This is a genomic window from Parasphingomonas caseinilytica (assembly GCF_036663755.1).
Classification (GTDB): Bacteria; Pseudomonadota; Alphaproteobacteria; order Sphingomonadales; family Sphingomonadaceae; genus Sphingomonas.
This window is the reverse complement of record NZ_JAXOJL010000003.1, coordinates 225,112-244,435: the sequence shown is the minus strand read 5'-3', so window position 1 is coordinate 244,435 and position 19,324 is coordinate 225,112. Positions and strand designations below refer to the sequence as shown.

20 protein-coding genes are annotated in these 19,324 nt (G+C 65.2%); 10 read left to right on the top strand and 10 right to left on the bottom strand.

Annotated features, from left to right (window positions below; all coding sequences use genetic code 11):
* Window positions 1-144: 144 nt before the first annotated feature.
* The 3 genes from U1738_RS09355 to U1738_RS09345 are packed head-to-tail and all read right to left on the bottom strand — an operon-like array spanning window position 145 to window position 2,148.
* Window positions 145-984 carry a DUF4198 domain-containing protein gene (locus U1738_RS09355; RefSeq protein WP_332788777.1) on the bottom strand — a complete coding sequence of 280 codons (840 nt, stop codon included), beginning with the start codon at window positions 982-984 and terminating at the stop codon, window positions 145-147.
* A gap of 14 nt (window positions 985-998) precedes the next feature.
* Complete coding sequence (locus U1738_RS09350; protein ID WP_332788776.1) at window positions 999-1,478, bottom strand: DUF2271 domain-containing protein; 480 nt, start codon at window positions 1,476-1,478, stop codon at window positions 999-1,001.
* 16 nt (window positions 1,479-1,494) lie between these two features.
* Window positions 1,495-2,148, bottom strand: coding sequence for a PepSY-associated TM helix domain-containing protein (locus U1738_RS09345; RefSeq protein WP_443026998.1), 654 nt, complete (start codon window positions 2,146-2,148; stop codon window positions 1,495-1,497).
* Between the two features lie 242 nt (window positions 2,149-2,390).
* Between U1738_RS09345 and U1738_RS09340 the strand changes: the two genes are divergently transcribed.
* A complete protein-coding gene (locus U1738_RS09340) occupies window positions 2,391-3,284 on the top strand; it encodes a LysR family transcriptional regulator (protein WP_332788775.1) in 894 nt (297 codons plus the stop codon).
* Here U1738_RS09340 and U1738_RS09335 read toward each other — a convergent pair.
* Complete coding sequence (locus tag U1738_RS09335) at window positions 3,281-4,600, bottom strand: MFS transporter (protein ID WP_332788774.1); 1,320 nt, start codon at window positions 4,598-4,600, stop codon at window positions 3,281-3,283. The genes U1738_RS09340 and U1738_RS09335 overlap by 4 nt on opposite strands.
* A gap of 114 nt (window positions 4,601-4,714) precedes the next feature.
* Here U1738_RS09335 and cyoA point away from each other — a divergent pair, with 114 nt between their 5' ends.
* The 9 genes from cyoA (at window position 4,715) to U1738_RS09290 (ending at window position 13,839) form a co-directional block, all read left to right on the top strand.
* Complete coding sequence (cyoA, locus tag U1738_RS09330; RefSeq protein WP_332788773.1) at window positions 4,715-5,803, top strand: ubiquinol oxidase subunit II; 1,089 nt, start codon at window positions 4,715-4,717, stop codon at window positions 5,801-5,803.
* Window positions 5,804-5,811: 8 nt separating this feature from the next.
* Entirely contained in the window at window positions 5,812-7,818 is a 2,007-nt protein-coding gene (gene cyoB, locus U1738_RS09325; RefSeq protein ID WP_332788772.1) for a cytochrome o ubiquinol oxidase subunit I, read from the top strand.
* 2 nt (window positions 7,819-7,820) lie between these two features.
* Window positions 7,821-8,456 carry a cytochrome o ubiquinol oxidase subunit III gene (cyoC, locus tag U1738_RS09320; RefSeq protein ID WP_332788771.1) on the top strand — a complete coding sequence of 212 codons (636 nt, stop codon included), beginning with the start codon at window positions 7,821-7,823 and terminating at the stop codon, window positions 8,454-8,456.
* Entirely contained in the window at window positions 8,453-8,848 is a 396-nt protein-coding gene (gene cyoD, locus U1738_RS09315) for a cytochrome o ubiquinol oxidase subunit IV (protein ID WP_332788770.1), read from the top strand. The genes cyoC and cyoD overlap by 4 nt, the downstream gene beginning before the upstream one ends.
* Entirely contained in the window at window positions 8,845-9,528 is a 684-nt protein-coding gene (locus U1738_RS09310; RefSeq protein ID WP_332788769.1) for an SURF1 family protein, read from the top strand. The genes cyoD and U1738_RS09310 overlap by 4 nt, the downstream gene beginning before the upstream one ends.
* A 10-nt stretch (window positions 9,529-9,538) precedes the next feature.
* A complete protein-coding gene (locus tag U1738_RS09305; RefSeq protein ID WP_332788768.1) occupies window positions 9,539-10,849 on the top strand; it encodes an ATP-binding protein in 1,311 nt (436 codons plus the stop codon).
* A complete protein-coding gene (locus U1738_RS09300) occupies window positions 10,846-11,385 on the top strand; it encodes a response regulator transcription factor (RefSeq protein WP_332788767.1) in 540 nt (179 codons plus the stop codon). The genes U1738_RS09305 and U1738_RS09300 overlap by 4 nt, the downstream gene beginning before the upstream one ends.
* Before the next feature lie 242 nt (window positions 11,386-11,627).
* Complete coding sequence (locus U1738_RS09295; protein WP_332788766.1) at window positions 11,628-12,302, top strand: PEPxxWA-CTERM sorting domain-containing protein; 675 nt, start codon at window positions 11,628-11,630, stop codon at window positions 12,300-12,302.
* A gap of 298 nt (window positions 12,303-12,600) precedes the next feature.
* Window positions 12,601-13,839: an NF038122 family metalloprotease gene (locus tag U1738_RS09290; protein ID WP_443026997.1), complete on the top strand. Its 1,239-nt coding sequence runs from the start codon at window positions 12,601-12,603 to the stop codon at window positions 13,837-13,839.
* 83 nt (window positions 13,840-13,922) lie between these two features.
* Here U1738_RS09290 and U1738_RS09280 read toward each other — a convergent pair whose 3' ends face one another.
* From U1738_RS09280 to U1738_RS09255, 6 genes are all read right to left on the bottom strand, one after another.
* Window positions 13,923-14,594: a spermidine synthase family protein gene (locus U1738_RS09280; RefSeq protein ID WP_332788765.1), complete on the bottom strand. Its 672-nt coding sequence runs from the start codon at window positions 14,592-14,594 to the stop codon at window positions 13,923-13,925.
* Between the two features lie 48 nt (window positions 14,595-14,642).
* Entirely contained in the window at window positions 14,643-14,954 is a 312-nt protein-coding gene (locus tag U1738_RS09275; protein WP_332788764.1) for a hypothetical protein, read from the bottom strand.
* A gap of 53 nt (window positions 14,955-15,007) precedes the next feature.
* Entirely contained in the window at window positions 15,008-15,229 is a 222-nt protein-coding gene (locus U1738_RS09270) for a hypothetical protein (RefSeq protein WP_332788763.1), read from the bottom strand.
* A 125-nt stretch (window positions 15,230-15,354) separates the two neighbouring features.
* Window positions 15,355-17,688 (bottom strand): xanthine dehydrogenase family protein molybdopterin-binding subunit, encoded by a 2,334-nt coding sequence (locus tag U1738_RS09265; protein ID WP_332788762.1) that lies wholly within the window; start codon window positions 17,686-17,688, stop codon window positions 15,355-15,357.
* Window positions 17,685-18,677, bottom strand: a complete 993-nt coding sequence (locus U1738_RS09260) for an FAD binding domain-containing protein (RefSeq protein ID WP_332788761.1) — start codon at window positions 18,675-18,677, stop codon at window positions 17,685-17,687. Before U1738_RS09260 ends, U1738_RS09265 begins: the two co-directional genes overlap by 4 nt.
* Window positions 18,674-19,180 (bottom strand): (2Fe-2S)-binding protein, encoded by a 507-nt coding sequence (locus U1738_RS09255; RefSeq protein ID WP_332788760.1) that lies wholly within the window; start codon window positions 19,178-19,180, stop codon window positions 18,674-18,676. The genes U1738_RS09260 and U1738_RS09255 overlap by 4 nt, the downstream gene beginning before the upstream one ends.
* Between the last annotated feature and the right edge of the window lie 144 nt (window positions 19,181-19,324).

Below are 19,324 nucleotides of genomic sequence, written 5' to 3'. Positions count from 1 at the left end.
TTCTGCGCCGCTCCATATCTAACGTCATCCTGAACTTGTTTCAGGATCCAGGCGCGGTCTTTCGCCAAACGGACACCTTCATTGGGTCAACTGACCGCGCCTGGATGCTGAAACAAGTTCAGCATGACGGCAATTGTTGAGGCCTCACGGCGTCAGCACTTCCAGCGTCGTGATGTAGCTCATCCGCCGCTCGGTCGCGCGCGGGGTGGTGGTCTTGGCGTCGGTCGCGGTGGCGTTGAGCCAGTACATGCCGGCGGTCGGCCATTTCACGCTGAGCACGCCGTCCGCGCCCGTCGTCAATTCCACCGCGCCTTCGGCATTGCGATAGCGCTTGCCGCCGGGGATCACCGTCACCTTCAGGCCGGCGGCGGGCTTGCCGTCGATCAGGAACTTGAACTTCGCCGTCTCGCCCGCGACCAGTTCGTCGGGGTGCGTGACGGGGGCGAATTCCAGGCCCTTGCCGGTCGTCGCGAACACGGTCGTCGTCGGTTCGCCCGTGGTGAGGAACACCTCGTTGCGCATCGATACCTCGGCGATCTTCACGTCGGTGGCGTTGGCGGGAATGTCGGCGACGCTCAACGGTGCCGGCATGCCCGGGCGCGGCGGGCCGCCACGGCCACCGACGCGCTTCTCGACGCCGTCCACCTTGAAGCTGCCCATCACGTTCGACATGCCCGTGCCGACCTTCCACGTGCCGGGCTTGTCGAGTTCGATATCGAACACCGAACGGTAGCGCCCGGTCGACGGGTTCTGCAGCTTGCCCTCGCTGCCGTCGGGCTGCCACACCTTCACGCCATCGAGCCGCAGCGGCTGATGATCGGCGAAGAACAGGTCGTTCGACACAGCGGCGTCGATCGTCACCCAGGCGTCGGGGCCGGAGAAGACGGTGCCCGAGGGCAGCAGCCACATGCGGTGGGCGGAAAGCATCGCGGGCACCGAGACCAAGGCGACGGCGGCGAGCAGGCGAGTGGTGATGCGCTTCATGGGGATCGGTCCTCTTAGCGGGCGGAAACGGTGACGGCGCCGAGCTCGGCCTTGCCGGAGCCGCGCGCGGCGGGGTTGGGGACGGTGAGCGGCAGGGTGATGAGTTCGCGCCCGCCGGTTTCGCGCGCGGCCTCGACGTTCAGCACGTACTGGCCAGGCTTGATGTTGGCGGGCAGCGCCACGTTATATTGGCCGGGCGCGCGGGTCGCGCCGCTGACGCCGTCGGCCGGCACCGTCATCGATCGGCCGCCCTTGCGCCACCATGCGCGCAGATCGGCGAGATATTTCGTGCCCGCATCCTTGCCGGTCTTCTTGTTCTCGTACCAGAGCGCGATCGTGCGCGCAGCGCCGCCGCCGACAGGTTCGAGCCAGATCGCCACATAGGGCCGGTGATATTCGGCGACCTTCTGCGCGGGAATCGTGACGGTGATGGTGCCCGCCATCGCCGGCGACGCCAGCACGCCGCCCAACAAAACCAGTTTAGATGCACGCATGACGGCTTGTCCCTTTTTAGTGGATGAAGAGGATGATGAGCAGCACCGGCACGACCAGCCCGGCGGCGACGATCGGCCAGGTCGTCGGGCGGTGTCGCGCATGGAGTTGCAGCAACAACAGCCCGGTCAGCGTGAACAGCACGCACGCGCCCGCGAAGATGTCGATGAACCAGCTCCACGCCGCGCCGGAATTGCGGCCCTTATGCAGATCGTTGAGATAGGCGATCCAGCCGCGATCGGTCTTTTCTGACGTAATCCGGCCGCTGGTGCGATCGATGCTGACCCAGCCGTCGCCGCCGGGGCGGGGCAGGGCGACATAGACTTCGGCATCGGACCATTCGCCGGGCTTGCCGGCGGGATCGAGGCCCACCGCCTGCTTCACGGCAGCGGCAACCGGCGCGGGCAGGGGGGCATCGCTGGCGGCGGGCGTCTTCAACTGGATCAGGAGTTCGGGCGGCAGCGTGCCGGCCTTGTCGGCCACGACCGGCGTGGCGTTGATCGATGCGGCATGATTGAGCGTGATGCCGGTGATTGCGAACAGCAGCATCCCGATCAGCGAGACGGCGGCGCTCATCCAGTGCCAGGTGTGTAACTGCTTTAGCCACCAGCCGCGCCATTTGCGTTTCGGTTTGCGCGGCGGCGGCACCGTGATGGGTTCGTGGCGAGTCACGTCCGCCGCCTAGCGGGATCGCGCGGCGATTTCAATATTGTTGCGAATGATTATCATGTTCATGGGGAAGCCGCTCTATCGTCGTCCTCGCGCAGGCGGGGATCCATAATCTCTCCGGTCGCTTTAAGGAGGGATAAGTGTGCCAGTATGGATTCCCGCCTTCCCGGGAATGACGAATACGGAGCACAGCACCCGAACAGGTCCGGGGTGACGAAGGTGGGAACGCCCTCTAGGGTCGGCCGATGCAGCGTGAAGACCTGGTCGACCTGAATGCCTTCATGGCCGTGGCGGAGGCGCGCAGCTTCACGCGGGCGGCGGCGCGGCTGGGCACGTCGCAATCCGCGCTCAGCCATACGGTGCGACGGCTGGAGACCCGGCTCGGCGTGCGGCTGCTGACGCGCACCACCCGCAGCGTCGCGCCGACGATCGCGGGCGAGCGATTGCTCGCCACGCTCGGCCCGGCATTCGACAGTATCGGGGCGGAGCTGATGTCGCTCGGCGATCTGCGCGATCGGCCGACGGGCACGATCCGCATCACCACGTCGGAACATGCCGCGACGACGATCCTGTGGCCGGCGCTCGAACGCTTCCTGCCGGCCTATCCTGACGTGCAGGTAGAACTGAGCATCGATTCCAGCCTGACCGATATCGTGACCGATCGCTTCGATGCCGGGGTGCGGCTGGGCGAGGCGCTGGCGCGGGACATGGTCGCGGCGCGGATCGGCCCGGACATGACGATGGCGGTGGTGGGGTCGCCGGACTATTTCGCGCGGCATCCCGCGCCGCTGACGCCGCAGGATCTGGCGGCGCACAATTGCATCAATCTGCGCATGCTGAGTTCGGGCGGGCTGTACGCCTGGGAATTGGAGCAGGGCGATCGCGAACTGCGCGTGCGCGTCGAGGGGCAGTTCGCCTGCAACAATTCGACGATGATCGTACGCGCGGCGGCGAGCGGGCTGGGGCTGGGCTTCGTGATGGAAAGCGCGGTGAGCGAGCATCTGCGCGACGGCCGGCTGGTGCGCGTGCTGGAGGAATGGTGCCCGTCGTTTCCGGGCTATCATTTGTATTATCCGAGCCGGCGTCAGCCTTCGGCGGCGTTTTCGCTGTTGGTGGAGGCGTTGCGGTATCGGGACTAGCGACCGGCGAGGTTCTTGTTCACACCCAGCGCCACCAGCGTCCCGATCGCGCCCGACAGCAGGTACAGCCCGGCCGCCAGCAGCCCAAGCCGCGTCGCCAGCAGCAGCGCCACCAAAGGTGCGAAGCCCGCGCCGAACAGCCATGCCAGATCCGAGACCAAAGCCGATCCGGTATAGCGCGATTCGGTCGAGAAACTGGACGCCACCGCGCCCGAGGATTGCCCGAACGACAGGCCGAGCAGCGCGAAGCCGATGATCATGAACGCTGCCGCGCCGACCTCGCCCGTGTCGAGCAATTGCGGGGCGAAGCCGCTATACACCGCGATCGCCGCCGCCGAGACGCCGAGCACCGAGCGGCGGCCGTAGCGATCCGCCAACAGGCCCGAACTGACGATCGCGATCAGCCCGACGGTCGCGCCGACGATCTCGACCATCAGGAAGCGCGGCGCGGTCTCGGCGGTGAACAGCACCACCCACGATAACGGGAACACCGTGACCATGTGGAATAGCGCGAAGCTGGCGAGCGGGGCGAAGGCGCCGACGACGATCTTCCACCCGTCCGACCGGATCGTCGCGGTGACGCGCGAGGGCTGCAATTCCCGGTTGCGGAACAGGGTGTCGTATTCCGGCGCGACGACCATGCGCAGGCGCGCGAATAATGCCACCACGTTGAGCGCGAAGGCGACGAAGAACGGATAGCGCCAGCCCCAGTCGAGGAAATCCGCCGACGACAGATTGGCGAGGAAATAGGCGAACAGCCCGCTCGCCACGATCAGGCCGAGCGGCGCGCCGAGTTGCGGGATCATCGCATACCAGCCGCGATGCTTTTCCGGCGCGTTGAGCGCGAGCAGCGAGGCGAGCCCGTCCCAGGCGCCGCCGAGCGCGATGCCCTGGCCGATGCGCAGCACGCACAGGATCGCCGCCGACAGTGCGCCGACCTGAGCGTAACCGGGCAGGAACGCGACCGCGACGGTGGAGGTGCCGAGCAGGAACAACGCGATCGTCAGCTTGATCCCACGCCCGTAATTGCGATCGACCGCCATGAAGATCAGCGACCCGATCGGCCGGGCGATGAACGCCAGCGCGAAGATCGCGAACGACCAGAGCGTACCGGTCAAACGGTCAAGATAAGGGAACACGATCTGCGGGAAGACCAGGACCGAGGCGATGGCATAGACGAAGAAGTCGAAGAATTCCGACGTGCGCCCGATGATCACGCCGATCGCGATCTCGCCGGGATGCACCTGATGATCGCCGTGCGAGTTGATCGCGCGGGCATCTTGCTCGATCTGGGTCGAGGATGCGTTGGTGGCCATCCGGCGGGTTCCGTCCTTGAATTCGATCCTGCCTTGTAGCGCGGGATCGACGCGGATGGGCATAGGACAAATTGTCCAATCGCGATGCACGGGGTGCAGGCGTAGGCGGCGACGATGTTCTCGAACCGCCTTCGCCGCAGTCTTGCGGGCACCATCGCGCCACTGGCGCTCCTCGCGCTCGGCGGATGCGGCATGCAGGTGCTCGATCCCGCCGGCGATGTCGCGCGGCAACAGGCGCACATCCTGCTCGTCTCGACCGGGTTGATGCTGCTGATCATCATCCCCGTGATGGCGCTGACCGTCTTGTTCGCCTGGCGCTATCGCGCATCGAACAAGGCGGTCGAGCACAAGCCGGACTGGGATCATTCCACGGGGCTGGAACTGGTCATCTGGGCCGCGCCGTTGCTGATCGTCATTGCCTTGGGCGCGATCACCTGGATCAGCACGCACACGCTCGATCCCTATCGCCGGCTGGGCCGGATCGCGCCGGGCCAGGCGGTGGCGGCGAATGCCAAGCCGCTGGAGGTTCAGGTCGTCGCGCTCGATTGGAAATGGCTGTTCATCTATCCCGAACAGGGCGTCGCGACGATCAACCAGCTGGTGCTGCCGCTGAACCGCGAGGTGCGCTTCAGCATCACTGCCAGCAACGTGATGAACTCCTTCTACATCCCTGCGCTCGCCGGTCAGATCTACGCCATGCCGGGCATGGAGACGAAGCTGCACGCGGTGCTGAACAAGGCTGGACGGTTCGAGGGCTTCTCCGCCAATTATAGCGGTGCCGGATTCTCGGGCATGAAGTTCGCCGTCACCGGGACCAGCGACGCGGGCTTCGATAGCTGGGTGGCGCGCACCAGGACCGGCGGCGGGCTGATCGATGCAAAAGCCTACCGCGCGATCGAACGGCCGAGCGAAAACGTCGCGGCTCTGCGCTGGTCCTCGGTCGAGCCGAAGCTGTTCGATCGCATCGTCCAGATGTGCGTCGTGCCCGGCACGCAATGCATGGCCGAGACGATGGCGCACGACATGCAGGGCAAGATGGGCGGCACGATGGGCCATGCCATGCCCGCACCGGCCAACGACAATGCCCAGCCGAACGAAACGGAAGGCGCATTGCTCCGCGATCCGAAGGAGCTGGGCAAGTCGGCCCGCCCGCCTGCCGCCTCCACACCCGTCGATCCCGCCACTCACCCAGATCATCGCTAAGGCCGATCATGTCCCCTGAGCTTCTCAAGATCCTGTTCGGGCGCTTCACGCTCGATGCGCTGCCGCTGCACGAGCCGATCGTCGTCATGACGTTCCTGGCGGTCGCGGCGGGCGGTGCGGCGCTGGTCGCGGTGCTGACCTATTACAAGGTGTGGGGCTATCTGTGGACCGAGTGGTTCACCAGCGTGGATCACAAGCGGATCGGCGTGATGTACATGATCCTCGGCCTGATCATGCTGCTGCGCGGTTTCTCCGACGCGATCATGATGCGGCTGCAACAGGCGATGGCGTTCGGCGCGAACGACGGATATCTGCCCGCGCACCATTACGACCAGGTGTTCACCGCGCACGGCGTGATCATGATCTTCTTCGTCGCGATGCCGTTCGTCACCGGCCTGATGAACTTCGTCGTGCCGCTGCAGATCGGCGCGCGCGACGTGTCCTTCCCGTTCCTCAACAATTTCAGTTTCTGGATGACCGCGTGTGGAGCGGCGATCGTGATGATGAGCCTGTTCGTCGGCGAATTCGCCACCACCGGCTGGCTCGCCATGGCCCCGCTATCGGGGATCGATGCGTCGCCCAGCGTGGGGGTCGATTACTATATCTGGTCGTTGCAGATCGCCGGTGTCGGCACCTTGTTGTCCGGGATCAACCTGGTCGCGACGATCGTCAAGATGCGCGCGCCGGGCATGACGATGATGAAGATGCCGGTGTTCACCTGGACGGCGCTGTGCACGAACATCCTGATCGTCGCCGCCTTCCCGGTGCTGACCGCGGTGCTCGCCTTGCTCGGGGCCGACCGCTATCTCGGCACGCACTTCTTCACTAACACCATGGGCGGCAACCCCATGATGTATGTGAACATGATCTGGATCTGGGGCCATCCGGAGGTCTACATCCTGATCCTGCCGGCGTTCGGCGTGTTCAGCGAAGTCACCTCGACGTTCAGCGACAAACGGCTCTTCGGCTATACCTCGATGGTCTATGCGACGCTGGTCATCACGATCCTGTCGTACCTCGTCTGGCTGCACCATTTCTTCACGATGGGGTCGGGGGCCAGCGTCAACAGCTTCTTCGGCATCACGACGATGATCATCTCGATCCCGACGGGTGCGAAGATCTTCAACTGGCTGTTCACGATGTATCACGGCCGCGTGCGCTTCGAACTGCCGATGATGTGGACGATCGCCTTCATGCTGACCTTCACGGTGGGCGGGATGACCGGCGTGCTGCTCGCCGTGCCGCCGGCCGATTTCGTGCTGCACAATTCGCTGTTCCTGGTGGCGCATTTCCACAACGTGATCATCGGCGGCGTGGTGTTCGGCATGTTCGCCGGCATCACCTACTGGTTCCCGAAGGCGTTCGGCTTCAAGCTCGATGAATTCTGGGGCAAGTGCGCGTTCTGGTTCTGGGTCTCGGGCTATTGGTTCGCCTTCACCCCGCTCTACGTCCTCGGGCTGATGGGCGTGACGCGCCGGCTGCGCCACTTCGACGATCCCAGCCTGCAGATCTGGTTCATCATCGCGGCGTTCGGCGCGTTCCTGGTCGCACTCGGCATCCTGTCGCAGCTGATCATGTTCTATGTCAGCATCCGCGATCGCAATACCGATCGACTGCGCGACACGACCGGCGATCCGTGGGGCGGGCGCACGCTGGAATGGGCGACCAGCTCGCCGCCGCCGGCGTACAACTTCGCCTTCACGCCGGTGATCCACGATCTCGACGCGTGGTACGACATGAAGAGCCGCAACCATGCACGCCCGACCAGCGGCTTCCGCGCGATCCTGATGCCGCGCAACACGCCGACGGGCCTGTTCCTGGCGGTGTTGAGCGCGGTGTGTGGCGTGGCGTTGATCTGGTACGTCTGGTGGCTCGCCGTGCTGGGCCTGATCGGCATCGTCGGCGTCGCGATCCACCACAGCTTCAACTACGACCGCGAGTTCCACATTTCGCGCGACGATATCGTGACGTCCGAGGATGCGCGCACCCGCAGCCTCGCGGCACTGGAGGGCTGATCATGGCACAAGCCCAGGCACAGACACACGCGGCCCACGACCGTGAGGTTTTCTACCTCGCCGACGAACACGATCACGAGGCCGGCGGCAGCACGATGCTCGGCTTCTGGATGTACCTGATGAGCGATTGCCTCATCTTCGCGATGCTGTTCGCCTGTTATGGCGTGTATGGCGGCAGCTATGCCGGCGGGCCGACCCCGGGGGAGATTTTCGAACTGCCCTTGGTGGCGGTGAACACGACGATGCTGCTGCTGTCGTCGATCACCTATGGCTTCGCGATGCTGGCGATGGAGGAAAAGCGCAAGACCAACACGCTCGCGTGGCTGGCGATCACCGGACTCTTCGGCCTGTGCTTCATCGGCATCGAACTCTACGAATTCTCCGCGTTGATCCATGAAGGCGCGACGCCGCAGCGTAGTGCGTTCCTGTCGTCCTTCTTCCTGCTGGTCGGCACGCACGGGCTGCACGTTTCGCTCGGCATCGTCTGGCTGGTGACGCTGATGGCGCAGGTCGGGCGTTTCGGGCTGACGGTGGCGAACAAGCGCCGGCTGATGTGCCTGTCGCTGTTCTGGCATTTCCTCGACGTCATCTGGATCGGCGTCTTCACCTTCGTCTATCTGCTCGGAGTCCTCAGATGAGCGCAGCCAATACTCATGATCACGATCACGATCACGATCACGATCACGATCATGACGCGCCGGGCCACGGCACGCGCAAATCCTATCTGATCGGCTTCGCGCTGTCGGTGGTGCTGACCGCGATCCCGTTCTGGCTGGTGATGAGCGGCGCGATCGCCGACAAGCAGGTGACGGCGCTGATCATCATGGCCTTCGCCCTGGTGCAGGTCATCGTGCACATGATCTACTTCCTGCACATGAATACGCGGTCGGAAGGCGGCTGGAACATGATGGCGCTGATCTTCACGATCGTGCTGGTCGCGATCGCCTTGGTCGGGTCTTTATGGGTGATGCACCACATGAACCTCAACATGATGCCCGGCATGATGACGACCGAAACGAGCGCGATGTGACGCGCTGGATCGCCGGAGCGCTTGCGCTGCTGGCGATCGCCGGGCTGATCGCGCTGGGCGTGTGGCAGCTCGAGCGGCGTACTTGGAAGCTGGCGCTGATCGCGCAGGTGGAGCGCCGATTGGCCGCCGCGCCGATCAGCGCGCCGAGGCCGGCGGAATGGCAGCGGATCGGGCGCGACGATGCCTATACCCGGGTGAAGGTGCGCGGTGTGTTCGCGGAAGGTCGCGAGACGCTGGTGCAGGCGGCGACCGCACTAGGTGCCGGCTATTGGGTGCTGACCCCATTGGTGACGGATCGTGGCTTCACCGTACTGGTCAATCGCGGCTTCGTGCCGCCCGAAGGCAAGATCAGGCGGCAACGGCTATCGGGCGAGGTGACGATCACCGGCCTGCTGCGCGTCAGCGAACCCGGCGGCGGTTTCCTGCGTCACAACGATCCGGTCGCCGACCGCTGGTATTCGCGCGATGTCGCGGCGATCTCGGCCAAGCGCGGCCTGAATAGCACCGCCCCCTATTTCATCGACGCCGACGCGGCGTCCGAACCCGGATCACCACGCGGCGGGCTGACGGTGATCGCGTTCGCCAACAACCATCTGCAATATGCGCTCACCTGGTTCGTCATGGCCGCGATGCTCGCGGCGGCGAGCCTGTGGATAGCGTTCGGGCGCGGGCGGCCCTAACGTCGGGCGCATGGCCGAGGCGCGCATCTTCAACTGGCGGGATCAGGCGCTGCGCAGCGCCGATGCGGTGGGCACGCGCAACATGCTGCTGCTCACGCATCTGCGCTGGATCGCGGTGCTGGGGCAGGTCGGCACGATCATGGTCGTCCATTTCCTGATGCATGTCAGCCTGCCGGTCGGGCCGATGATCGCGGTGGCCGGCGGGCTGGCCGCGCTCAATGTGGCGACCCTCGTCGCGCTCGTGCGCGGGCGGGAGGTGGCGAATTGGGAATTGTTCGTCGCGATGCTGATCGATTTCGCGGCGCTGACCGCGCAACTCTACATGAGCGGCGGCGCGACCAATCCGTTCGCCCCGATCGGCCTGTTGCAGGTGGTGATCGGCGCAGTGTTGCTGCGGCCATGGTCGAGCTGGTCGCTGGTCGCGCTGCACAGCGCGGCTTTCGGATTGCTCGCTTTGTATCACCGCGACCTGATCCTGCCGCCGGAATTGGCGAGCACGCTGTCGCCGGTGCATCTGCTGGCGAGCTGGATCAACTTCGTCCTCGCCGCCGTCCTGCTGGTGTTCTTCGTCACGCGCATCGGCCGCAACCTGCGCACGCGCGACGCGAGCCTGGCCGAGATGCGCCAGCGCGCGGCGGAGGAGGATCATATCGTGCGCATGGGGCTGCTCGCGTCGGGCGCGGCGCATGAACTCGGCACACCCTTGTCGTCGCTGTCGGTGATCCTGGGCGATTGGCGCCGTCAGCCCGCCTTCGCCGCCGATGCCGGTGTCGCGGAGGAGATCGGCGACATGCAGGCGGCGGTGGCGCGGTGCAAGGAGATCGTCGGCGGCATCCTCTACGCCTCGGGCGAGGCGCGCAGCGAGGATCTGGAACGCACGACGCTGCGCGCGTTCCTGCTCGGCGTGGTCGCGCAGTGGCGGGCGCAGCGGCCGGACCTGCTGACCTTCATCGATCGGCTCGGCGGCGACCGCGTCATCGCTGCCGATCGCACGCTCGCGCAAATCCTGACCAACGTGCTCGACAATGCCGCCGAGGCCGGCGCGACCCGCGTGGACCTGATCGCCGAGCGCACCGGCGGCGATCTGATGCTGACGGTGCGCGACGACGGGCGCGGCTTTCCGGCGGAAATGCTGGCGGGCGTCGGCAAGCCGTATCGATCGAGCAAGGACCGGCGCGGCGCCGGGCTGGGCCTGTTCCTGGCTGTCAACGTGATGCGCAAGCTCGGCGGATCGGTGGTGGTGCGCAACGCGGATGGGCGCGGCGCGGAGGTGACGCTGTCGGTGCCGCTCGCCGCGCTCGCGCTGGAGGATGGGGCGTGACGGGCCTGCGCCGATTGCTGATCGTCGAGGACGATGCCGGCTTCGCCCGCACGCTGACCCGCTCGTTCGAACGGCGCGGGTACGAGGTGCGCGCGCTGAACGACGCCGCTGGCCTGTCCGCGCTGCTGGAGGAATTCGTGCCCGGCTTCGCGGTGGTCGATCTGCGGCTCGGCGGGGCATCCGGGCTGACCTGCGTGCAGGCACTGCATGCGCGCGATCCGGCGATGCGCATCGTCGTGCTCACCGGCTTCGCCAGCATCTCCACCGCGGTCGAGGCGATCAAGCTCGGCGCGACCAACTATCTCACCAAACCCTCCGACAGCGACGATATCGAGCGCGCCTTCGGCCGGGTGGACGGGGACGCCGCCGCCGATCTCGCGGTGCGCCCGACCTCGATCAAGACGCTGGAATGGGAGCATATCCACCAGGCGCTGGCCGAGGCGGATTTCAACGTCTCGGAAGCGGCGCGACGGCTCGGCATGCATCGCCGCACCCTCGCGCGAAAGCTGGCGAAGAGCCATTTGCCGAAGTCGTGAATGTTACGGAAGAGCATTGAAAATAATGCCGAACTAAACCGGTGTTAAGTCGATGCCAGGCGCAATGGTGTCGAGAGCAACCGACGAGAATAGTGTCCGGCTTGCCCGTCGCTCGTGCTTACACTCGGCCGACGTGGATCTCATAAACGGCGGATTCTATCGATTGGCACGGTACGTGCTTCGTGATGTGTGAATAGTTCGACAACGGACATTCGCTGACACTTTATAACAGGGGAAAATCCATGCGTCTTGCCAAACTGCTTCTTGCCGGTGCCGCGCTCGTCGCCACCACCACCGCAGCGAATGCTACGGTCACCGTCTACACCACGCTGGCGGCATTCAATGCCGCTACCTCTGCGCTGGGCACCGACACGTTCAACACCGGCATCACACCGGGCGCAGCGCTGCCTGCCTCGCTGACCCGCACCGCGGGCGCTTATGGCTATACGGTCAGCGATTCGGCGACCGTTCTGTACGGTGCCGGCAGCACGGCGGATCCGTGGCTGTCGAACGACACGAACGCGGCGGTCATCACTTTCAACGCCTTCACGGGCGGCGTGAGCGCAGCCGGTGGCTTCTTCTTCGGCAGCAACGCTGCCGGGACGTTCGTGGCCGCCCCGCTGGGCATCACCGTCACGGCAACCGACGCCAGCGGCACGGTGACGCAGACCTTGATCAGCCCGACCCAGACCACGTTCCTCGGCTTCGTATCGACGGGCGCTCTCTCGTCGCTGACGGTTCAGGCAACGGTGTCGGGCTCGTCCTACTGGGCAACCGTCAACAATCTGGTCCTCGGGCAGCGCGCTGTTTCGGCGGTTCCGGAGACGGCTACCTGGGCAATGATGCTCGTCGGTTTCGGGATGATGGGCGCGTCGATCCGCTATCGCCGCCGCAGCACGAAGACCTCGTTCGCCTGATCGTTTTTCGAAGCCGATCGGGAAAGGCCGTCGACCGAAAGGTCGGCGGCTTTTTCGTTTTCCGGGGGGCGCGCCGGGCATCGCGCGATCGCCTGTTCAGTTACCGTCAGCGGAGGTCGCCGACAGCGTCTGTCAACATGCTTCGACGTCTGTAATAATTTCTTACAAATGCGTTAAAATTGCCCGCCCTTATTGGTTTTCCTCGCGGATTCCCGGGCTTGGCACAGAGCATGCAAAGCTATCCGCGGGATGCATAATCGGCGGCCGCGGGTCGTTGGGCAATAAAAGGGGATTCGATATGAAGTTCAAAGCTCTTCTGTGCGGTGGCGCGGCAATGGTCGCCCTCGCAACCGGCGGCGCCAACGCCGCGACGATCGTTCTGGTCGATCAGGGTTTCGCCGGCACGGCAGCCCAGCAGGCGCAGTTCCGCATGGGCTTCCAGATCGCAGCTGCCTATTGGGGCGCGACGCTGACGAACAACATCACGATCAAGCTGGGCGTTGGTACTGCGGCGCTCGGCACGGGCATCATCGGTTCCACTGGCAGCTCGGGCATGGATTACAGCGTCGCGAACTGGGAAGCTGGCGTCAACGCGACCAAGAGCAACTCGGCGACCGACACCGGCATCGTGCTGCCGACGCTGACCAACGGCGCGGCCGCGTTCATCACCAATGGCTCGAACGCCGGCGGCCTCGGCGTCAATTCCGCCACGCTGCGCTACGACAACGCCACGACCGGTGCCAACTCCATCAACAACAAGACGCTGTATCTCAATACGGCGAATGTGAAGGCGATCGGCGGGACCGCCGTATACGATGCGGCCAATACGCAGCAGCTCGACGGCCAGGTGCAGTTTAGCACCAACTTCAACTTCGATTTCAATCCGACCGACGGCATCACGGCGAACACGTTCGATTTCATCGGCGTGGCAATCCATGAAATCGGCCACGCGCTGGGCTTCGTCTCGGGCGTCGATTATCTGGACTATTTTGCTGGTCCGAACGGCAACACCACAACCGGCAACCAGTATAATTTCGACCAGACGTCGGTCTTCTCGGCGCTGGACATGTTCCGCTACAGCATCGATCCGACGAATCTGGTGCCGGGCACGCAGCCCGTGCTGGACCTTTCGATCGGTGGTACCAAATACTTCTCGATCGATGGCGGCCTGACCGCATTGTACGGCAACACGTTCTCGACCGGCGACTATAACGGTGACGGCAACCAGGCATCGCACTGGAAGGACACCCCAGGCTGCGCCATCGGCAACGGCATCATGGACCCGACGTTCTGCTTCGGTCAGACGGGGTATATTACCGCGCTCGACCTGGCGGCATTCGATGCGATCGGATACAACCTGGCTCTGGACTCGCGTGGTTCGACCTACCTGACCAGCACCGGCCAGATCTACACTCGCTTCGCCAACGCAGGTGCAGTGCCTGAGCCGGCAACTTGGGCGATGATGCTGATGGGCTTCGGCCTGGTCGGTGGCGCGATGCGCCGTCGCAAGGTGTCGACGACCGTTTCGTTCGCCTGAACCTCTTCAGTTAAACGGGGGGAAGAGCCGCCGGCCGAAAGGTCGGCGGCTTTTTCTTTGACCCCACCGGAGCGGCAATCGAATCACTCCGGCTTGGACGCCAGCCAGATCGTGTACGGCGTACGATCGCGGCCGCAGACGGCGGGAATGCTGGCCTGTTCCACGACGAAGCCGGAATTCTCGAGCCGCCCGACGAATGCATCGTCGTCATAGGCCGACCAGATCGCCAGCACCCCGCCCGGACGGAGCGCGGCATGCGCCGATCGCAGGCCCCAATTGCAATACAGCCGATCGTTGGCGACATGGATGAAGCCGTCCGGGCCGTTATCGACATCGAGCAGGATGCCGTCATACCCTTCGGACGCCTCCGCGATCACGTCGTGCACGTCGCGGATTTCCAGCGTCACGCGCGGATTGGTGAGATAATTGCCGAACAGATGCGCGAGCGGCCCGTTCGCCCAGGTGACGACCTGCGGCACCAGTTCCGCCACCACGATCTTCGTGCTGTCCGGAAACGCCGCGAGGGCCGCGCCCAGCGTGAAGCCCATGCCCAGCCCGCCGATCAGCACCCGGTCCCGTCGCGTGCCCATGTGCAGATGCGCGAGCGTGGCCAGAGCCTGTTCGGATTGCGGTGCCTCGCTGCCCATCAGTTCGTCTTCGCCGAACCGGATGGAATATTCCGGCCCCGAGCGTAACAGGCGGAGTTGACCGCCGCCGGGAATTTCCGCCGTATCGACGACTTCTACTGAATGCATATGGCCCCGTTCTTCGTAGCGTCGCGACGCAAGTGATTGCGTCGAAGTCTAGGATTGCGCCGATGCCCGGCGCGCCAACGCTTCCTCGACCGCGATCAGCCCCGCTGCGCTCTCGATCGCCAGATCCAGTGGCCGCCCGAGCCCGTCATGATCGGCGTTGAGGAAATCCATCGCGGCCCCGGCCCCGGCCCCGGAGAAGGAGCGCAAGGCGGCGGACACCGCACGCCCCTGACGGGCGGCCTGTTCGGCCGACAGCTTGGGCTGGTTGTGGCGCTTGGCGAAGCGGTTCTTGGCCGGCTTGTCGTAGAGCGAAGGGGCGTCGATCGCCGCAGGAGCGGCGGCTGCTGAAAATCCAGCCATCGGGCTTTTCCTTTATCGATTTGGAAATGGAGAGGGCGTCGGGAAGGGAGCGGTCAACGCCCCATGCGGCCGACCAGAGGCACGCGCGCCACGGTGCCGGTGATCAGTTTCGACTTGAACGCCTTGGCGATCACCGCCGTGTCATCCAGGTTCATCAGCACGACGCGGGTACCGCCGCTGCGCAGCGCCTCGATCGCGCTGATCGTCACGCCGTGGCGCGCGCACATCGCGGCGACATCGGCTTGGGGTACACTCAGGTTCAGTGCGCGAGACATGCAGCTTCCTCGGTATGAGCGGGAGCATCACGTCTCTCAGTCGCAGCCATGCCCGAAGCGTTGGCGCGATGATGTATATATGGGTATTATCGCTGCCGAAACAATCGCGGCACCGCGATTGCCCGTTACAACAGCTTGTCCAGCGTGATCGGCAGGTCGCGCACGCGCTTTCCGGTCGCGTTATAGACCGCGTTGGCGACGGCCGCGGCGACCCCGGTGATACCGATCTCGCCCACGCCGTGCGCGCCCATCGGCGTGTGCGGATCGGCGATGTCGGTCCAAATCACGTCGATCTCCGGCACGTCCAGATGCACTGGCACGTGATATTCGGCGAGACTTGGGTTCATGATCCGGCCGTTGCGCTCGTCGAACTGCGTCTCTTCCATCAGCGCCATGCCCAGCCCCATGATGATCCCGCCGCGGAACTGGCTGCGCGCCGTCTTGGGATTGAGGATGCGGCCGCAATCGAACGATCCCAGCACGCGGCTCACCCGCGTTTCGCCGGTGACGGCATTCACGCGCACCTCGCAGAAGATCGCGCTGTGCGAATGCATCGACCAGTGCATCAGTTCGAGCGGCGGCGATGCCTCCTTGGTCACGACGATGCTGTCGCGCTGCGCCCGGCCGAGGATCGAGGCATAGCTCTCGCGCCGGCCCGGTTCGTCGAGCTTGGCCAGGCCGCCATCTTCGCTGCCCACCTCGTCCGGCGACAGGCCGGCGAGCGGGGAATCGTTGCCGGCGAGCTTCAGCAATTCGGTGACCAGCGCGCGGTGTGCCGCGATCACCGCCGCGCCGATCGCCGCGGTCTGCTGCGATCCACCGGCGAGGATCGCGCCGGGGATGATCGAATCGCCGTAGCTGACCGACACCTGATCGAGCGGCAGGCCGAGCCGTTCGGCCGCGACCATCGCGGTGGTGGTGGAGGTACCCATGCCCATTTCCTGCGCGGCGACCTCGATCGTCGCGTGGGCGTCGCGCGTGAGCGTGATCCGCGCCGCTGCTCCCGGCATGCGATAATAGGGATAGGTGCCGGTCGCGCAGCCCATGCCGACCAGCCATTCGCCTTCACGCTGCGTGCCCGGCACAGCGTTGCGCGCGCTCCAGCCGAAAGCCTCGGCCCCTGCGCGCCACGCCTCGACGATATGGCGCGAGGAGAAGGGCAGGCCGGAGATCGGATCCTTGTCCGGCTCGTTCTTGATCCGCAATTCGATCGGGTCGATTCCCAAGTCGATCGCCAGTTCGTCGATCGCCGATTCCAGCGCGAACGTGCCGACGGATTCACCCGGCGCGCGCATGAATGTGTTGGCGAGCATGTTCATCGTCACCGTTTCGACCGACAGTTTCACACTATCCGAAGCGTAGGCCGAGCGCGTGCCGGCGATGAACGGTTCGGGCATATTGTTGTGCGGCGTCATCGCGATCGTGCCGGTCTGGATCAGCGACGTGAAATGACCGTCCGGCCCGGCACCGATCGCGACGCGCTGCTCGGTCAGCGTGCGTCCGCCGACGGTGCGATACACACCCTCGCGCGACAAGGTGATGCGCACCGGTCGTCCGGCCAGCTTGGCTGCGGCGGCGCCCATGATCTGGTGATCCCACAGGCATTTGCCGCCGAAGCCGCCGCCGACATAGGGCGAGGTGACGCGCACCTGTTCGGGCTTCAGATCGAACACGTCGGCGATCGTGATCGCCTCGGCGGTGACCAACTGGCTCGCATCGTGGATGATCAGTTCGCCGCCGACCCAGGCGATCGTCGTCGCATGCGGTTCGATCGCGTTGTGGTTGTGGCGCGGGGTGGTGTAGATGTGATCCACCCGGCGCGGGGCCTTTGCCAGTTCCGCCTCGGCATCGCCGATCTCGTTGAGCAAAGGCTGCCCCATGAACATGCCCGGCGTCGCACCCGCCGCCTTCGCGTCGGCGAACGAGGTGGTCGAGGGTTCGACGGCATAGGTCGCGACGATCAAAGATGCGGCATGATCGGCCTGTTCCTGCGTCTCCGCGAGCACCAGCGCGATCGGCTGGCCGTTCCAGTGGATGCGATCGTCCTGCAGGATCGGCAGGTCGGCCGGGCCGGCGGCGGTAGGCGACGATCCGAACACCGCCGGCTTGTTCATGCGCGGCGCGTTCTTGTGAGTCATCACGGTGACCACGCCCGGCGCGGCCTCGGCGGCAGCGGTATCGAGCGATGCGATGCGCCCGCGCGGGATCGTCGCGAAGGCCAAGGCGGCATAGGTCATGTCCTCGAACACGAATTCGGCGGAGAAGCGCGCGGCACCCTTCACCTTCAACGGCCCGTCGAGCCGCGATACCGATGTGCCGATCAACCCGTGCTTGCGCGCGATCAACGGGTCGGGCACGCCGCCGGGGATCCAGCTGTCGGGCGCGAGCGGCACCAGCTTTGCCATCGCGCCCTGCATCAGGCTCTGCGCCGTTTCCTTGGCGGTATCGAGAATGCTCATGCGGCGACTCCGGAAAGTTCGCCAAGGACGGCGACGAGGGTGCGCTTGGCGAGTTCGATCTTGAAGGCGTTGTCGCGCAGCGGCCGGGCATCGGCCAATTCGGCGATCGCGGCATCGCGGAACGCCTGTTCGGTTGCGGGACCGCCGCGCAACGCCGCCTCGGCCTTCAGCGCCCGCCACGGCTTGTGCGCCACGCCGCCGAGCGCGATCCGCACGTCCTTGATCCGGCCGTCCTCGATCTCCAGCGCCGCCGCGACCGAGATCAGCGCGAAAGCGTAGCTCGCCCGGTCGCGGACCTTGCGATAGGTGGAATTGGCGGCGAAGGGCAGGGGCGGCAGTTCGATTGCGGTGATCAGTTCGCCCGGCTCCAACACGGTGTCGAATTCGGGATGATCGCCCGGCAGGCGGTGGAGATCGACGAAGGGCAGGGTTCGCGCACCGCCTTTGCCCTCGAGATGGACGATCGCATCGGAAGCGGCGAGCGCGACGCACATGTCGGAAGGGTGCGTCGCGACACAGGCAGAAGAGGCGCCGAGGATCGCGTGGATGCGGTTGAACCCGTTCGCCGCATCGCAACCCTGGCCGGGGGTGCGCTTGTTGCAGCGCGAACCGTCGGTATCGTAGAAATAGGTGCAGCGCGTGCGTTGCAACAGGTTGCCGCCGACCGTCGCCATGTTCCTGATCTGCGCCGATGCGCCGGCCAGGATCGCGCGGGCCAGCATCGGATAGTGCGTGCGCACAACGCGATGTTCGGCCAGCGCGGTGTTGCGCACCGCCGCCCCGATCAGCAGGCCGCCGGTGTCGGTTTCCGTAATCGCATCGGAAAATCCGGTCACGTCGACCAATCGCTGCGGCCGCGCCACGTTTTCGCGCATCAGATCGACCAGATTGGTGCCGCCGCCGAGATAGGCGGTCGCGGCATCGGCATTTGCGCCGAGCCGCACGGCCTCGGCCGTATCGCCAGCGCGGGCATAATCGAACGGGGTCATGCCGCCATCTCCGCCGCGACCGTGTCGCGGATCGCATCGATGATGCCGTTATGCGCGCCGCAGCGGCACAAATTGCCGCTCATCCGTTCCTGCAATTCCTCGCGCGTCAGGATGATGTCGGCGGAGAGATCGGCACTGACATTGCTGGGCAGCCCGCGCTTCGCCTCGGCGGCCATGCCGATCGCCGAACAGATCTGGCCCGGCGTGCAATAGCCGCACTGGAAGCCGTCATGTTCGATGAACGCCTGTTGCAGCGGGTGCAGGCCGTGTTCGTCGGAAAGCCCCTCGATCGTGGTGACCTCGCGCCCGTCATATTGCACCGCCAGTGCGAGGCAGGATAGGATCCGCTGGCCGTCCACCAGCACCGTGCACGCGCCGCACGCGCCCTGGTTGCAGCCCTTCTTCGTGCCCGAGAACCGCAAATCCTCGCGCAGGAAATCCAGCAGCGACACGCGCGGATCGGCGGGCACCGCGAACTGCGATCCGTTGACGGTTATCGACATGGAGACCCTCCTGGCAGTTCACTTGGTGGCGGAACGATCATGGCCGCAACTTGTGCCATGATGCGCCTGCAGAAGGGCATGCGATAGTCGTTTGGCGGAATAGCCTAAGAAAAAATGGGCGACCGACACGGCCGATCGCCCGAA

Excerpts from the sequence above, each read along its gene's own strand:
- U1738_RS09260 (WP_332788761.1), bottom strand. The coding sequence starts at position 18,677 with ATGACCCCGTTCGATTATGCCCGCGCTGGCGATACGGCCGAGGCCGTG.
- U1738_RS09335 (WP_332788774.1), bottom strand. The coding sequence starts at position 4,600 with ATGGCCACCAACGCATCCTCGACCCAGATCGAGCAAGATGCCCGCGCG.
- cyoA (WP_332788773.1), top strand. The coding sequence starts at position 4,715 with ATGTTCTCGAACCGCCTTCGCCGCAGTCTTGCGGGCACCATCGCGCCA.
- U1738_RS09340 (WP_332788775.1), top strand. The coding sequence starts at position 2,391 with ATGCAGCGTGAAGACCTGGTCGACCTGAATGCCTTCATGGCCGTGGCG.
- U1738_RS09350 (WP_332788776.1), bottom strand. The coding sequence starts at position 1,478 with ATGCGTGCATCTAAACTGGTTTTGTTGGGCGGCGTGCTGGCGTCGCCG.
- cyoB (WP_332788772.1), top strand. The coding sequence starts at position 5,812 with ATGTCCCCTGAGCTTCTCAAGATCCTGTTCGGGCGCTTCACGCTCGAT.
- U1738_RS09290 (WP_443026997.1), top strand. The coding sequence starts at position 12,601 with ATGAAGTTCAAAGCTCTTCTGTGCGGTGGCGCGGCAATGGTCGCCCTC.
- U1738_RS09305 (WP_332788768.1), top strand. The coding sequence starts at position 9,539 with ATGGCCGAGGCGCGCATCTTCAACTGGCGGGATCAGGCGCTGCGCAGC.
- U1738_RS09255 (WP_332788760.1), bottom strand. The coding sequence starts at position 19,180 with ATGTCGATAACCGTCAACGGATCGCAGTTCGCGGTGCCCGCCGATCCG.
- U1738_RS09275 (WP_332788764.1), bottom strand. The coding sequence starts at position 14,954 with ATGGCTGGATTTTCAGCAGCCGCCGCTCCTGCGGCGATCGACGCCCCT.
- cyoC (WP_332788771.1), top strand. The coding sequence starts at position 7,821 with ATGGCACAAGCCCAGGCACAGACACACGCGGCCCACGACCGTGAGGTT.
- cyoD (WP_332788770.1), top strand. The coding sequence starts at position 8,453 with ATGAGCGCAGCCAATACTCATGATCACGATCACGATCACGATCACGAT.
- U1738_RS09270 (WP_332788763.1), bottom strand. The coding sequence starts at position 15,229 with ATGTCTCGCGCACTGAACCTGAGTGTACCCCAAGCCGATGTCGCCGCG.
- U1738_RS09280 (WP_332788765.1), bottom strand. The coding sequence starts at position 14,594 with ATGCATTCAGTAGAAGTCGTCGATACGGCGGAAATTCCCGGCGGCGGT.
- U1738_RS09295 (WP_332788766.1), top strand. The coding sequence starts at position 11,628 with ATGCGTCTTGCCAAACTGCTTCTTGCCGGTGCCGCGCTCGTCGCCACC.
- U1738_RS09355 (WP_332788777.1), bottom strand. The coding sequence starts at position 984 with ATGAAGCGCATCACCACTCGCCTGCTCGCCGCCGTCGCCTTGGTCTCG.
- U1738_RS09265 (WP_332788762.1), bottom strand. The coding sequence starts at position 17,688 with ATGAGCATTCTCGATACCGCCAAGGAAACGGCGCAGAGCCTGATGCAG.